14 protein-coding genes are annotated in these 12,461 nt (G+C 64.7%); 8 read left to right on the top strand and 6 right to left on the bottom strand.

All coding sequences use genetic code 11. The annotated features are described in order from the left end of the window. Positions 1-271: 271 nt before the first annotated feature. Positions 272-874 carry an ImuA family protein gene (locus ACLHHB_RS09645; RefSeq protein ID WP_410218067.1) on the top strand — a complete coding sequence of 201 codons (603 nt, stop codon included), beginning with the start codon at positions 272-274 and terminating at the stop codon, positions 872-874. 55 nt (positions 875-929) lie between these two features. On the opposite strand, the gene ACLHHB_RS09640 is transcribed toward ACLHHB_RS09645, so the two are convergent. After that, positions 930-1,217: a DUF2218 domain-containing protein gene (locus ACLHHB_RS09640; protein WP_410218066.1), complete on the bottom strand. Its 288-nt coding sequence runs from the start codon at positions 1,215-1,217 to the stop codon at positions 930-932. Between the two features lie 179 nt (positions 1,218-1,396). On the opposite strand from ACLHHB_RS09640, the gene ACLHHB_RS09635 reads away from it, so the two are divergent. From ACLHHB_RS09635 to ACLHHB_RS09620, 4 genes are read left to right on the top strand one after another with little or no spacing between them, the layout of a single operon-like run. Next, the gene (locus ACLHHB_RS09635; RefSeq protein WP_410218065.1) at positions 1,397-2,302 is read left to right on the top strand and encodes a siderophore ABC transporter substrate-binding protein; all 906 of its coding nucleotides are present in this window, start codon (positions 1,397-1,399) and stop codon (positions 2,300-2,302) included. Beyond that, positions 2,302-3,255, top strand: coding sequence for an ABC transporter permease (locus ACLHHB_RS09630; protein WP_410218064.1), 954 nt, complete (start codon positions 2,302-2,304; stop codon positions 3,253-3,255). The genes ACLHHB_RS09635 and ACLHHB_RS09630 overlap by 1 nt, the downstream gene beginning before the upstream one ends. Further along, the gene (locus ACLHHB_RS09625; protein WP_410218063.1) at positions 3,248-4,204 is read left to right on the top strand and encodes an iron chelate uptake ABC transporter family permease subunit; all 957 of its coding nucleotides are present in this window, start codon (positions 3,248-3,250) and stop codon (positions 4,202-4,204) included. Before ACLHHB_RS09630 ends, ACLHHB_RS09625 begins: the two co-directional genes overlap by 8 nt. Continuing rightward, complete coding sequence (locus tag ACLHHB_RS09620; RefSeq protein WP_410218062.1) at positions 4,201-4,959, top strand: ABC transporter ATP-binding protein; 759 nt, start codon at positions 4,201-4,203, stop codon at positions 4,957-4,959. Before ACLHHB_RS09625 ends, ACLHHB_RS09620 begins: the two co-directional genes overlap by 4 nt. A gap of 57 nt (positions 4,960-5,016) precedes the next feature. On the opposite strand, the gene ACLHHB_RS09615 is transcribed toward ACLHHB_RS09620, so the two are convergent. From ACLHHB_RS09615 to ACLHHB_RS09600, 4 genes are read right to left on the bottom strand one after another with little or no spacing between them, the layout of a single operon-like run. Beyond that, on the bottom strand, positions 5,017-5,964 hold the full coding sequence (locus ACLHHB_RS09615) for an energy transducer TonB (protein ID WP_410218061.1): 948 nt from the start codon (positions 5,962-5,964) through the stop codon (positions 5,017-5,019). Positions 5,965-5,968: 4 nt separating this feature from the next. Beyond that, positions 5,969-6,349: a biopolymer transporter ExbD gene (locus ACLHHB_RS09610; RefSeq protein ID WP_410218060.1), complete on the bottom strand. Its 381-nt coding sequence runs from the start codon at positions 6,347-6,349 to the stop codon at positions 5,969-5,971. Between the two features lie 3 nt (positions 6,350-6,352). Next, positions 6,353-6,751, bottom strand: coding sequence for an ExbD/TolR family protein (locus tag ACLHHB_RS09605; protein ID WP_410218059.1), 399 nt, complete (start codon positions 6,749-6,751; stop codon positions 6,353-6,355). Continuing rightward, complete coding sequence (locus tag ACLHHB_RS09600) at positions 6,748-7,428, bottom strand: MotA/TolQ/ExbB proton channel family protein (RefSeq protein WP_410218058.1); 681 nt, start codon at positions 7,426-7,428, stop codon at positions 6,748-6,750. Before ACLHHB_RS09600 ends, ACLHHB_RS09605 begins: the two co-directional genes overlap by 4 nt. Positions 7,429-7,777: 349 nt before the next feature. Here ACLHHB_RS09600 and ACLHHB_RS09595 point away from each other — a divergent pair, with 349 nt between their 5' ends. Further along, on the top strand, positions 7,778-8,938 hold the full coding sequence (locus ACLHHB_RS09595) for a nucleotidyltransferase family protein (RefSeq protein ID WP_410218057.1): 1,161 nt from the start codon (positions 7,778-7,780) through the stop codon (positions 8,936-8,938). Here ACLHHB_RS09595 and ACLHHB_RS09590 read toward each other — a convergent pair. Beyond that, a complete protein-coding gene (locus ACLHHB_RS09590; RefSeq protein ID WP_410218056.1) occupies positions 8,929-10,092 on the bottom strand; it encodes a glycosyltransferase family 2 protein in 1,164 nt (387 codons plus the stop codon). The genes ACLHHB_RS09595 and ACLHHB_RS09590 overlap by 10 nt on opposite strands. A gap of 130 nt (positions 10,093-10,222) precedes the next feature. Between ACLHHB_RS09590 and ACLHHB_RS09585 the strand changes: the two genes are divergently transcribed. Together ACLHHB_RS09585 and ACLHHB_RS09580 are read left to right on the top strand one after the other, a co-directional pair. After that, a complete protein-coding gene (locus ACLHHB_RS09585; RefSeq protein ID WP_410218055.1) occupies positions 10,223-11,026 on the top strand; it encodes a family 16 glycosylhydrolase in 804 nt (267 codons plus the stop codon). A gap of 155 nt (positions 11,027-11,181) precedes the next feature. Further along, positions 11,182-12,366 (top strand): O-antigen ligase family protein, encoded by a 1,185-nt coding sequence (locus ACLHHB_RS09580; protein WP_410218054.1) that lies wholly within the window; start codon positions 11,182-11,184, stop codon positions 12,364-12,366. Positions 12,367-12,461 lie beyond the last annotated feature (95 nt).

Here is a 12,461-nt window from a genome sequence, read left to right as displayed (position 1 = left end):
ACCATGGCGGCCGTTGCGGCCGCCAGGATGCTGGCGGCCGACCCGTGCGGATCGGAATTGATGTTTGCGGGCCCGCCTTCGCCCCGGCCAAGGATGCGGCCGTGACCATCGGCAATTGCGGCGCGGCAGCCTGACCCGCCACCATCGATTCCCAGATACATCACCATGGCACCTCCTACGGCACCGAACGCCACCTGCGGGGAAATGAAAAGACCCGAAAGGTTTCCACAGCCTACATGTTCACGTATTGTTCTAGATGAAAGGAGGCATCATGGACCTTGGTGACACGGACCCGTTCCGGCTGATCCCCCATCGCATCCACGAGGTGCAGGGTCCGGGCGCCATTGTCTTTGCGATCTTTCAGGCGGTACGCCATCCCGGGCCTGTCTTCTGGATCCGCCCTGTGCGGAACCATTGGACGCCTTTTCCCGCAGGCCTGCCCCACGGCCTGCCGGCCCGCCTGCATCTGGTGCGCACGCGTTCCGAAACCGACCTTTTATGGTCGGCCGAAGAGGCGCTGCGGGCCTCTGTCACAGGGTTCGTCCTGGCCGAGCCTCAGCGTCCCTTGTCCCTGACGGCGGGACGGCGCCTGCAATTGGCGGCCGAGGCGGGGGGTACGACCGGCCTGATGCTGATCCGCGAAGGGGCAGGGTCCAATGCCACGGAAAGCCGGTGGCATTGTCGTCCGGTTCCTGCCCCCCGGCGCGGAATGGCCACGCAACGATGGGCGCGGATCAAGAACAAGCACGGGCTTCTGGGCGAATGGCTGCTGGACTGGAGCCCCCATGATGCGGAGCCTCGGCTGTTGGGAGCCGCAGCCTTGTACGGGATCATTTCAAGCCTTGGCTGTGGCGAGGGCAGCGAGCCTTTTTGAGCGACATCCTGTTGGGATACAGACTTTGTCCCGGGCAAACCCCGATGCCAGCCACTCAGCCAGCCGCGGTCCATGCCAGCGGCGCGGGATCCTCGCGATGGGCAAAGCGCAAAAGGTGACCTTCGACGACGCCCCGCAGTCGCTCCATCGCATCCGGATCAAGGGCATTCAGCGTCAGGTGCAGGCCTTCTGGCGTCACGGAAATACCGGCCTCGCCCATTTCGAAATGCAGGGTGGAACAATCCTCTTCCTCGATCACGGTGATCTTGTGTGCAAAATGCTTGGACATCGTGCCCAGCAGGGCGGACGCGCGCATCGTCGGAAAACTGGCAGTCATCTGCATATCGGTATCCTTTCAAGGGCAATCCTGAAAGGGCGGGCTAGGACGCAGGAGGACCGGTGTCAATAATTCCGACAAAAATACATGGCCATTCTTGTTCTCGCACTCCCTCCGCGTTAAGCCCCCCTTGCGTGCAGCCACCCGTTCCAGCCCCACGCGAAATGATGATGAAAGGATCCGTCATGCGTCGCATCGCGCTGTCCGGCCTCTTGGCCCTCTCGTTGTCGTCTGCGGCCTGGGCCGAGGATGTCACCATCGAAACGGCTCAAGGGCCGGTCACCTTGCCGGCCAAGCCGGCAACGGTTGCCGTTTATGACATGGCCGCGCTGGATACATTGACGGCCTTGGGCGTGACGCCTGCAGGCACGATCGACAACATTGTGATTCCTGCCCTGCGAGAGGCCGTGCCCGATGCCGCCCCCGTCGGCACCTTGTTCGAACCCGATCTGGAGGCGCTGGCGGGACTTGGGCCGGATCTGGTGGTTGTCGGCGGCCGCTCGGCCACGCAGCTGGACGCCGTCAGCCAGGTGGCCCCGGCCATCGACATGACGCTGGGCACCGACATGGTGGCCGATGCGCAGGCCCGTATTGCGGCTTATGGCATCCTGTTCGACAAGGAGAACGAGGCCGCCGCATTGTCCGCAACCCTGGATGAAAAGCAGGCTGCCCTGCGCGCAGCCGCGCAAGGGCAGGGAACGGCGCTGATCGTGCTGACCAACGGCCCCAAGATGGCCGCCTATGGCAAAGATTCGCGCTTTGGCTGGATCTTTGGTGCTTCGGGTCTGACCGAGGCCGTCGAAGGTCTGGACCAGGCCACGCATGGACAGGCCATCAGCCATGAATTCATTGCGGAAACCAATCCCGACTGGCTTCTGGTCGTTGATCGGGGCGCGGCCATCGGCGAGGACGGCCAAGGTGCCAAGGCGACACTCGACGGTGCCTTGGTCGAGGGTACGACCGCATGGCAAAAGGATCAGGTGATCTATCTGGACCCGGCGGCCGCCTATGTCTCGGCCGGCGGATACGGCGCCATGACTGCCCTGCTTGATCAGCTGACCGCAGCGCTGTCGGACGGTCCCGCCAACTGATGCGTCCCTTGCCCGCCCTGACATTGGCGCTGATCGCGCTGATGCTGGCAAGCCTGACCGTCGGCGCCGCTCATGTCGATCTGCGCCGCATCTTTCGTGATCCGCAGGCCATGCTGGTCCTGCTGGAGTCGCGGCTGCCGCGCACCATGGCTGTGGCACTGACGGGCGCTGCCCTGTCGGTGGCGGGCGTTCTGATCCAGGCGCTGGTCCGGAACCGCTTTGTCGGGCCCGATACGTCCGGCACGGCAGAGGGCGCGGCCTTGGGCCTGCTGGCCATCACGATCCTGTGGCCCGCCAGTCCGCTGTGGTTGCGGATGGTTGCGTCCAGCCTGACCGCAATGGCCACGACAGCGCTGTTTCTGGCCGTCATCAGGCGTCTTCCCGTGCGTGAGGTGATGCTGGTTCCCATTGCGGGCCTTGTCCTGTCGGGTGTCCTGGGTTCCGTCGTCACCTTCATCGGCTGGCAGACGGACCTGATGCAGTATGTCGGCACCTGGTTGATGAGCGGGGAATTCTCGGGCGTCATCGCGGGTCGGTACGAGCTGCTGTGGATTGCCGCGATCGCCGCGGCGCTGGCTTGGTTTTCCGCCGACCGCTTTGCAATTCTGGGACTGGGGGATCAGGTGGCGACCGGGTTGGGCCTGTCCACGGCGGCAGTGATGCGGCTTGGGCTGGCGGTCGTGTCGGTCGTGACCGCGATGGTGGTGACGACCGTAGGGATGATTCCCTTTGTCGGGCTTGTCGTGCCCAATCTGGTGGCGCGGATCATGGGGGACAACCTGCGCGCCTCGCTGCCGATCGTGGCGCTGGCGGGGGCGGTTCTGGTGCTGGTCTGCGACTTGATCGGACGGCTGGCGATCCGTCCTTACGAACTGCCTGCCGGCCTGATTCTGGGCATCGTGGGCGCCGGCCTGTTTCTCTGGCTGCTGAACCGAAGGCCCGTCCATGGATAGGCGCGCGGCCCTGATGCTGGGCGGCATGGGGCTGGCTCTGGCGGTTCTGTCGGCGCTGTGGATGTTCCATGGCATTGGCGGGGGCAACCGCGGCTTCATCCTGCAGCTGCGGGCTGGCAAGCTGGCCGCGCTGACGATCGTGGCCGTCGCCGTGGGCGTTGCCACGATCCTGTTCCAGACCGTCGCCGCGAACCGGGTGCTGACACCGTCAATCATGGGATTCGATGCGCTATATGTGCTGCTGCAGACCGTGCTGGTCGTGGTCCTGGGCGGGGCAGGTTACGCAGGCCTACCCTCGGGCACCAAGTTCCTGGCCGAGATCGGGGTGATGACGGCCTTGGCCAGTCTGCTGTTCGGCACGCTTCTGCTGCGCGGGGCGCGGGACGTGCCGCGCATGATCCTGACGGGCGTCATCCTAGGTGTGCTGTTCCGGTCGATTGCGGGTTTTCTGGGACGCGTCCTTGATCCGAATGAATTTGCCGTTGTGCAGGCGGCCAGCTTTGCCAGCTTCAACAGCGTGAATGTCCGCCTGCTGCCGATCGCGGCAGTGGTGACTGTTCTGGCCGTGGTGGCAGCCTGGCGGATGTCGGCGCGCCTGGATGTGCTTGCCTTGGGACGCGATCCGGCCCTTTCGCTGGGATTGAGGCATCAGGCCGTCGTGCTGGATGTGCTGGCGCTGGTGGCGGTGCTGGTTTCGGTGTCGACGGCGCTTGTGGGGCCGGTGGCCTTCTTTGGGCTGATCGTTGCGGGGCTGGCGCACGGGCTGATGCGGACTGCCCGCCATGCGGTCCTGTTGCCCGCCGCTGCCCTGTCGGCGGCGGTCCTGCTGGTCGGCGGACAATGGCTGTTCGAACGCCAGTTGGGCCAGGCAGCCACCCTGTCGGTCGTCGTGGAATTCGCGGGCGGCCTGTTCTTCCTGTATCTGCTGCTGAAGGGACGCATCCGATGATCCAGATCGACCATGTCGGCCACCGCATCAACGGGACGCCCATCCTGCACGACATCTCGACCAACTTGCCCAAGGGACGGCTGACCGCGCTGATCGGGCCGAACGGGGCGGGAAAATCCACCCTGCTGCGCCTGATCGGCCGGCTGGAGCCGCTGCAGCAGGGGCGCATCACGGTGGCGAATCATGATGTCGCCACGACTCCCACGGACCAGCTGGCGCGGGTCATGTCGATCCTGGGGCAGCAAACGGCCATTGCCAGTCGCCTGCGCTTGTCCGAACTGGTGGCCTTTGGCCGATGGCCCCATCACAAGGGCCGACCGGGCGCCATCGACCGCGCGATGGTGGCGGAAGCGTTAGAGGCTTTTGCCCTTGCGCCACTGGCGGACCGTTTTCTGGACGAGGTTTCGGGCGGGCAGGCGCAACGTGCCCATATCGCCATGGCCTTTGCGCAGGACACCGACTGGCTGCTGCTGGACGAGCCGTTGAACAACCTCGACATGGCGCATGCGCGCGCCTTGATGCGCCGGCTGCGCGGCTTGGTGGACAACCGCGGGCGCAGTGTCGGCATGGTCGTGCACGAGATCAACTATGCCGCCGCCTGGGCGGATCATGTCATCGCCATGAAGGACGGACGGATCGTGGCCGAGGGGCCGGCCTGCGATGTGCTGACCGAGGCGATGCTGTCGCATCTTTATGATGCCTCGATCCGTGTGGGGCAGCATGAGGGTCGGCCTTTGGTTCTGCACCACATGTGATCAGAGGAATGAGAAGTCCAAGGGCCCCTGTCAGGGTTTGGCACAAACTGCTGTTGTTTAATAAATAGCAAAGGGCTGCTGAAAGGTGAAGGCGGGATCAGTGACAGCGGCTGGCGCTGCCGGACAGGAGCGGACGCGCTGGATGCCTCGCAGTATCTGCAAATCAGCGCGTGGATCTCCGGTTCCGCCAGCCAAGGAAACGCCTTGGATGCGGCCATTGCGAGTGATCGAGATGTTGGCGATGACCCGCCCAGTGCTGCCGCCTCGAATGCGGGATAATTGACGCGCAATGCAGGCTTGAATCTGCGCCTCCCACTGCGCCATTGCGCTGGCGCGGGTTGCGGCGCTCGAGCCGCCGCCGCCGCCGCCGGCGCTGCTGGACTGTGCCTGTCCGCCCTGCCCGGCGCGTTGAGCAGGCTGCGCGGCAGCCGGTGCCTCGCGCGCGGCCTGCTGGCGCTGCGGCGAAGGCTCCGGGTCGGGCTGGCGCTGCGGTTTGGGACGCCGCCGTTCGGGACGGCGGTCGGGACGGGCCGAGGCTTCCAGTGTCAGGCTCGGTTCGACATCGATCCGAGGCGGCGTGAACTCCTGTAGCTCGGGCAGGTCCAGGTCGGCCGGGTCGATGCGCTCCCGCTCGGGTTCCGGGGCCGGCGGCTCGGGCAGGTTCGGGCGCACGGGCGTCGGGTCGGGTTGCACCATCAGGGGGGGCGGTACCATGGCCGTCTGAAGCGGAGGCATTTCCCGCGGTTCCGCCCGAACCGGCGGCTCGGGTTCGGTGATGGGTTGTGGTTCCGCCAGGTCGGCCGCCGCCGCGACTTCGGGCGGGGCCTCCCATTCCGACACCAGCGACTGGATTTCCTCTCCGCCCGCGGCAAGTGCTGCGGGGGGCGCCTCGGCGGCAGTGCCGCGTTCCAGCCGGTCGGGCAGCATGATGGCCGCCGCCGAAACATGCAGCGCCGCTGCGATGGTGAAGAAGCCGGCCGTTTCCAATGTGCGACGCGAGATCATGGACCTATCCTCCGCTGACGACCAGTTGCGCGCCGGCGTCACGAAGGGTGCGTAGGCGCTTGAGATGGGCGGCCAGTGCCGCAGCGGGTGTGGCGGCATCGGCACGAATTTCGATGGGATCCGTGCCTTCGGTCGCGGCAATCTGGTCCCACACGGCCTCGCCTCGCGCCTCGTTCCAAGCCAGCGCACCCTCGGCCGAGATATAAAGGACATCCTGCGCCAGGGCGGGCACATCGGACCGGCTGTCGGGTGGAGTCAGCGGAAAGGGCGTCGGAGGGGCAATCTGCGCCGTCAGCAGAAAGAAGATCAGCAGCAGGAAGACGACGTTGATCATCGGGATGATCGATTCGCCACGCGGCTTGCGGGGGGGCATGTCGATGCGCATGGGCTACTCGATCAGGATCAGGTTGGTGATGCCGGCATCGCGCAAACGGTCGATGACCGAGACCAGCCGTTGCAGGTCGGCGTCATCCTGCGGGCGCAGGATGACAGCCGAGTCCGGCGCGGGCAGCAGGCCTTGGACAGCCGCGGCCAGCGCGGGTTTGTCAACGGCGGTGCCGTTCACCAGAACCGCATCGGGCGCGATGTCGATCAGGCGCGGGGCGCCCTGCCAGTCGCTGCCCGTACCTTCGGCCCCGCCTGCAATGGGCAGCACCGCATCGGTTCCAAAGCGCGATGCCAACATGAAGAAGATCAGCAGCAGGAAGACCACGTCGATCATCGGCGTCAGCGACATCTTGCGCGGGTGCCGGCGCGGACCGAGGTCGAATCCGGCCTTGCTGTTCATTCCGCAGCCTCGAACAGAGGCGCTGCGGGTGTGGGGGCGGCCTTGACGAAAACGCGCGTCGCAAGATCTTCGAGGTCCGATTGCAGCCGGTCGGCGATGCTTTCGAACCAGGACAAGGCGACACCAGCGGGGATTGCCACCGCCATGCCCGCAGCCGTGGTTAGCAGCGCCACCCAGATACCGCCTGCCAGATCGGAAGGATCGGCCTGGTTGCCCGAGCTTTGCAGAACCTGAAAGGCCGAGATCATGCCCAGCACGGTTCCCAGCAGGCCCAGCAGTGGCGCGATCGTGGCGATCAGTTCGAGGGCGCGCAGCCCCTCGCGCGAACGGTAAAGGGCTTGGCGCGCAACACGAGAAGTTTCCTCGCGCGCGGCAGTGTCGTCAAAGCGCGGGTCCAGGGAGGTTCCGATGGCGGCCTGCGCCACGCGGGCACGCGCCGAGGGGCGTCCTCGCACCGCCTCCATCGCGTCGCGCCGGCGGCCGGCGGCCCAAAACTCGATCGCGCGGCGGGAATGGCTGCCGCCCCAGACACCCAGCCGCCACAGGGACCACAGCTTCCACAACACGACGGCCAGCGTGATGACCGACAGGGCCGCGATCAGCCACATGGTCCAGCCGCCGTCGCGGATCAGTCCGAACAGCGGCAGTGCCGCCAATCTTGCTCCAAGATCAGTCATGAGTCGGTTCCTTGGGCTGAGCGGCAGGTCGAGCAGCGACACGACTCCTGGCCAACCCTTGAACGGCATCCGCCTGCACAGTGAAAGCCAGTGATTTATGTCCGGTCAGCACGGCATTGCGGCCCGTTAATCTGGATTTTTCCCGGAATGTCCCCTCTGGGCAGGTCCGGCCTTTCAGTGGGGTAAGGAATCCGACAAAAGATGTCAAGAATGGGGAAATCGTAATTCGACAGGTTCTGTGGCAATGCCAAGGCTGCTGCCGCACAATCTTTCGCAGCAACCGTTCGGTCCATTGTGCCGCAGGCCTGTCCGCATGTAACACGGCCCGGACATGGGCAGGCAGGGCGCGATGGCGGGATCATTCCAGACCGGACCGGAAGTGGCGGGCGACGGAGCTGCGGAAATCGCGGTGCTGATGGCGGCCTCGGACCCGGGACAACAGCCGCAACTTGCCGTCACGCCGGAGGTGGTCGTGCCCGAGCGTTTGTTCCATCTTGCACGCTACAACAAGATGCTGGGCTGGCTTCCGCTGGCTCCGCAGGCATTGCCTGCCGGGTGCCAGGGTCTGTCGGCTGATCTGCTGCAGGCAAATTTGAAGACCGTGGCGTTGAACCGGCTGGCAATGGCAGTCAGCACCGAGGTGTCGGGCACTCTGGCGGGTCATGGGCTGGCGCATGTGGTCATGAAAGGACCGTTCCAGCAGATGGTTGTCCACGATCAGCCGTTCAAACGGCCTTCGGGGGATATCGACCTGTTCGTCCGGCCGCGCGATCGGGCACAGGCCGCAAAGGTCCTGAAGCAGATGGGTTTTGTTCCGATGGAGCCTGACCGCGCCCTTTGGTGGATCAGCTTTCTGGGGGAAGAGCATTTCCTGCGCCCCTCCGATAACGCCGTGATCGACCTTCACCACAGCCTGCAGCAGGTCGGGTTGCCCGATTGGCGTCATGCGTCCGAAGTTCTGGACCGAGTCATATCCTTGTCGCACCAAGGCACCCAAGTCCCGGTGCCTGCACCCGAGGACGGCTGTCTGCTGCTGACCATCACGATCGCCAAGGCGCTGCTGGCGCGTGAACCCTGCGGTTGGGCCGTGGCCGATCTGGCCCGCTGGCTGGACCGGCTGACGGCGCCAGAGTGGCAGCGCCTTGTACAGATCGCATCACGGTCAGGACAGCGACAAACTCTGCGGCTTGGCCTGACGCTGGTGTCGGCGTTCTACGGCCCGCCACAGCCCACTGATGACGACGCTGCCGCTGCAATGCAGGCTGTGCTGGAGGGGCCGGTCAGCAAGGCGCGGCATATGCCGGGGCTGAGCCACCGGCAGATCGATCTGCAAAACATGGTGTTTCAACCGTGGCACAACCCGTCCCTGGCACCGCGCCGCCGCGACATGCTGCGCATGCTGTCCCTGGGTCGGCCGCATGTGCTGGCCGGACAAGGACTGCGCGCGGCCCTGTCACCTTTGGTCCTGGCGTGGTTGCGCCGTGGCGAAGGCAAGAGCGATCAGGCCTGAACGCTGTCCCTGACGGCCTTGTCCAGCCAGCGCGCCCATTCCGGCGCAGCCGAAGGAAGCGCATTGCGCCCCAAGGACGCTTCGGCCGCGATTGCCGCCGCCGCCGCCGCCGGAGATTGTGACCAAAACTGCCCCGGTCGGGGCAGTTCCACGCATGAAACTGCGCCCAGCGGCAGTTCAGACACGGCCTCCTGCGCCGCCTTGCGCCGCCGCCGGTCATTCAGGCTGGCGGCCAGCCTGCGCAGCATGGCCGGATCGGCCAGCCGAGGCAGGGCAGCCAGGCGGCGGTCCTTGAGATCGCGGACCAGTTCTTCATATCGCAAGGCACGGCGCAGATGGCGGTCCACATCACCTGCCGCGCGCCGGGCGGCGGCATCGGGCATGGGGGGCAGTGCGCGATGCGCAGCCAGCATCGCGGCCTGCCGTTCGACCGTCATGCGATAGGAAATCGAGGAAGCATGCCGGCGATAGGCGTAAAGGGGATCGGGCAGCAGAACGAACTGCGCGCCTTCCAGCAGCAGCCGCAGGATCAGGTCGTAATCCTCGCCGATTTGCAGGTTCGGATCATATCGGTGATGCTGCAACGTGGATCTCGAGATCAGCGGCTTCAGATAGCCGAAACCGGGAATGCGCGAATCGCCGGCATTGGCGCGCAGGTACAGCGCCGGTTCCAGCGTCATCGGGCCGGTCAGCGAAAGGGACTGCAGCAAGGTCCGTCCCCCGCGTGCCTCGGCCGCTCCGAAATAGACCAGATCGTCGGCAACAATCCCTGCGCCGCTTTCGTAAGCGGCGGCCACCAGCCGCTCCAACCGGGAAGGGTGGATCAGGTCATCGCTGTCGACAATGGCGATCCAGTCGCCTTGCGCCGAATCGAGTGCCCGGTTGCGCGTGATTGCAGGCCCCTGGTTCCGATCCGCCCGCAAGACCCGGACACGATCATCCGTGGCGGCGACAGCGTCCGCGATGGCAAGGCTGTTGTCGTCCGAGGCGTCGTCTGCCAGAATCAGTTCCAGGCGCGGCCAGGTCTGCGCCAGAACCGACCGCATGGCCGCTTCCAGATGCCTGCCCCCGCGGAAATTGGCCATGACGACGCTGATCAATGGCAACTCCTGGCGGGTAGAGCTTGCTTGGTGGCCGTCATATGCCATGTTCATGCCTGTCCGTTTGCCCTCAGCACCGCCGCTGACGCGCCTTTTCATTGACCTGACTCGGTACCGCTTCCATAACCGTCCCGATTGCGGGCGGCAACATCGGCCCCCGCCGGATTTCGGCCAAGGACATCCGATGACCCAGACCCGCCCCTCCGCCCGACCCCGCCTTGCCATTCTCGGGATGCTTGGCCTTCTGGCCGCCCTGTCCGCGGCTGATGCCAAGGAACTCGGCCCGATCCTGAGCGAAGGCTTCAAGGATGATTTCCAGCACAAGGGCTTGGACAACCGCCGCTGGTACATCTCGGACGGCTGGAGCAACGGAGACTGGATGGACTGCACCTGGTCGCGCAAGGCCGTCAAACTGTCAGAAGGGATGCTGCGGCTGTCCCACATCCCAGACAATCCTTCCAAAGACGAACCCCCGCTGTGCGGCGAGGTGCAGACCAACGGCTTCATCCACTACGGCACGATCGAGGCGCGAATCGGGACACCCCGCGGGCCCGGGCTCAATGCATCGGTCTTTACCTATGCCGGGCCGGTGCACGGCGTCAGCCATGACGAGATCGACATCGAGATCCTGACCCGTTCCCCTGACGAGGTCGCGCTGAACACCTATGTGGACGGCAAGCCCGTGAACGGGCTTACCGTGCCTGTCGATCCGCCGCTGGACCGCGATTTCCATACCGTGGCCTTGAGGTGGGAGCCCGACAGCATCACGTGGTACATCGATGGGCAGGAGGTGCACCGCACTGCGCCGGACAGTGTCCTGCCGAACCACCCGCAGAAAATCTACATGTCGTTCTGGAGCACCACCACGCTGACCGACTGGATGGGTGAACAGGAGCCGCGCACCGAGCCATTGATCTATGACATCGACTGGCTGGCCTACACGCCGCTGGATCAGTCCTGCCTGTTCCCGGAGTCGATCACATGCTGAGGAGCCAATCCGCCCAACCTCTCCACCCCCAGATGCGGAGGCGGCAGGCCAGCCGGCAAGGGCTCACGATCCGCTGGTCACCCGAAGTTCTGGCCTCGTTCGTGGCGATCCTGGGCCTGACGCTTTTGCCGCTTCTCGGCTCAAAAGGGGCTCTGATGTTCCTGATGGGAGGAATGGCACTGATCGTGACGCGTCCGGACGGTGTCCTGCGCGTCGCCCGCCGCGAATGGCTGTTGTTCGCGATGACGATCTGGTGCCTGGTGTCGTTCACCTGGTCGGATTATTCGGGCGCCAGCCTGAGATTTGGCATTCAACTGCTGCTGACGGTGACGATTGCCGTTGTCATCTGCCAAAGGATCACGCCGCAGGCGCTGATCAAGATCCTCCTTCTCAGCTTCTTCATTGCAGGCTTCATCAGCCTGGCTTCGGGCCGGACGCGCGCCGATGGAATGGGATTTCTGGGGATTTATGGCAGCAAGAACGCCTTGGCGTCTTCCATGGGGGTGCTGCTTCTGATCGGGCTGGCGGTGTTGCTGGATCGCCGAATGCCGCGGCTCTGGCGGTGGCTGGCACTGGTCGGATCAGGGCTGGGCGCGTTGCTTCTGGTTCTGGGACAATCGACGGGCGCGTTGGTGGCCGTTGCCGCATCGGTTGCTGCCGTGGGACCCATCATGTTGTTGCAGCGAATGAAGGCCCCCGTGCGTGTGGTGGCGATTGTACTGACCTTGGTCCTGACTGCCTCTGCGACGGTGATGCTGTCGACCATGGCCGACGAATTTGCGGCCGCCTTTCTGAACACCACTGGCAAGGACGTCACCCTGACAGGCCGCACTGACCTTTGGAACGTCGCCTTCCGCGAAATCATGGCCCGTCCCTTGGGCGGCGTGGGCTATCAAGCATTCTGGGTGCAGGGAAACCCGGCAGCAGAAGAGCTTTGGGCGCAATTCGGCATCGCAACGCGCAGCGGCTTCCACTTTCACAACACGCTGATCTCGAACGCAGTGGAAATAGGGTTGATCGGCGTGATCATGCAGGCTGTGCTGTTCTTTTCAGCGGTGTATTTCTGTCTGACATGGGCAGTGCGCAGCCCCTCGGCTGCGTCGCTGTTCATGGCAATGTTCACGGTGAGACAGTTGATGTCGATGGGGGTTGAAGCGGTGTTCTTCTTCCAATTTGACATCATAACAGTGGTTACGATCGCAGCCCTGTACTATGGACGGGGCTATCAATTGATGACGATGGCAGCCAGAACATCAGGGCAGCCAGCGCCATTCTTTGGTATGCGTTCCGGTTATCGGAATGGAAGGCTGCGCCACGGCCAAGGCGGCGGGGGCCAGTAAAGGCTTACCGCGCGCCCTTTGAGGTGAGCAGTGCGGGCACGGTCTTGGCGATGATGCGGATGTCGTTCAGCAGGTTCCAGCGCGACACGTAGTGG

The organism is Paracoccus sp. (in: a-proteobacteria), assembly GCF_046462195.1.
Lineage (GTDB): Bacteria > Pseudomonadota > Alphaproteobacteria > Rhodobacterales > Rhodobacteraceae > Paracoccus.
This window is presented reverse-complemented; position numbering and strand designations above follow the sequence as displayed.

Bases quoted from the DNA above. Each gene is read 5' to 3' on its own strand.
- ACLHHB_RS09645 (WP_410218067.1), top strand. From the start codon at position 272: ATGGACCTTGGTGACACGGACCCGTTCCGGCTGATCCCCCATCGCATC.
- ACLHHB_RS09640 (WP_410218066.1), bottom strand. From the start codon at position 1,217: ATGCAGATGACTGCCAGTTTTCCGACGATGCGCGCGTCCGCCCTGCTG.
- ACLHHB_RS09635 (WP_410218065.1), top strand. From the start codon at position 1,397: ATGCGTCGCATCGCGCTGTCCGGCCTCTTGGCCCTCTCGTTGTCGTCT.
- ACLHHB_RS09630 (WP_410218064.1), top strand. From the start codon at position 2,302: ATGCGTCCCTTGCCCGCCCTGACATTGGCGCTGATCGCGCTGATGCTG.
- ACLHHB_RS09625 (WP_410218063.1), top strand. From the start codon at position 3,248: ATGGATAGGCGCGCGGCCCTGATGCTGGGCGGCATGGGGCTGGCTCTG.
- ACLHHB_RS09620 (WP_410218062.1), top strand. From the start codon at position 4,201: ATGATCCAGATCGACCATGTCGGCCACCGCATCAACGGGACGCCCATC.
- ACLHHB_RS09615 (WP_410218061.1), bottom strand. From the start codon at position 5,964: ATGATCTCGCGTCGCACATTGGAAACGGCCGGCTTCTTCACCATCGCA.
- ACLHHB_RS09610 (WP_410218060.1), bottom strand. From the start codon at position 6,349: ATGCGCATCGACATGCCCCCCCGCAAGCCGCGTGGCGAATCGATCATC.
- ACLHHB_RS09605 (WP_410218059.1), bottom strand. From the start codon at position 6,751: ATGAACAGCAAGGCCGGATTCGACCTCGGTCCGCGCCGGCACCCGCGC.
- ACLHHB_RS09600 (WP_410218058.1), bottom strand. From the start codon at position 7,428: ATGACTGATCTTGGAGCAAGATTGGCGGCACTGCCGCTGTTCGGACTG.
- ACLHHB_RS09595 (WP_410218057.1), top strand. From the start codon at position 7,778: ATGGCGGGATCATTCCAGACCGGACCGGAAGTGGCGGGCGACGGAGCT.
- ACLHHB_RS09590 (WP_410218056.1), bottom strand. From the start codon at position 10,092: ATGAACATGGCATATGACGGCCACCAAGCAAGCTCTACCCGCCAGGAG.
- ACLHHB_RS09585 (WP_410218055.1), top strand. From the start codon at position 10,223: ATGACCCAGACCCGCCCCTCCGCCCGACCCCGCCTTGCCATTCTCGGG.
- ACLHHB_RS09580 (WP_410218054.1), top strand. From the start codon at position 11,182: ATGTTCCTGATGGGAGGAATGGCACTGATCGTGACGCGTCCGGACGGT.